This window comes from Campylobacter sp. RM19073 (assembly GCF_024723495.1).
GTDB lineage: Bacteria > Campylobacterota > Campylobacteria > Campylobacterales > Campylobacteraceae > Campylobacter > Campylobacter porcelli.
Map to the genome: position 1 here is coordinate 1 of NZ_JANQCT010000068.1, position 634 is coordinate 634.

Below are 634 nucleotides of genomic sequence, written 5' to 3' on the forward strand. Positions count from 1 at the left end.
CTCCTTAATCAAGGCACACAAAAGTTGGTATAAGGGCGGATATATTAAATTCATATTTGAAGCGATAAAGATAAAAAATAAGCATAAGAATTAATAATATCCAAGACAGAGCGTATCTGTGATTTTGATACGCTTTTCAAATGGTGTTGGCGAAAAATATTTACATTTTTCTATATATATATGAGCTGAATATGGCAACCCAAGGTCATCATAAAGCTTTTTAATATTGACAAATTTAAACTTATCAACCATCTTAATCTCAAGTAAATTAATTAAATTTGAGCCATTTGAAATAGTCAAATGCGAACTAGCCACGCCAGTAAATGAGCAAAATGCACTTGCTAGCACAAAACCATCTAGACTTGTGCAGGATTTTATGGCATATTGATACTTTGATGGAATTGATTTTTTATGCAAAAATACAGTGCGAGAGTTTTGATATGAAGCCGCGACCACTTCTTTCCAAAATTTATAAGCACCATTTGAAATTTTACAAATATGAGAAAATTCGCAATTCAACACATACTCATCTAAAAAATTATTAGACGCCAAGGTAAATTTAATCACGCTAACTCCAAAATTTTTAGCATATTTTAATAAATAAACAAAAAAATTTCAATAAATTCCATCCCCC

General features: G+C 30.3%; 1 protein-coding gene. It reads right to left on the minus strand.

The genetic code is table 11. The features are described from left to right. Positions 1 to 90 precede the first annotated feature (90 nt). Complete coding sequence (locus CSUIS19073_RS08280; protein ID WP_086237451.1) at positions 91 to 567, minus strand: cysteine permease; 477 nt, start codon at positions 565 to 567, stop codon at positions 91 to 93. Between the last annotated feature and the right edge of the window lie 67 nt (positions 568 to 634).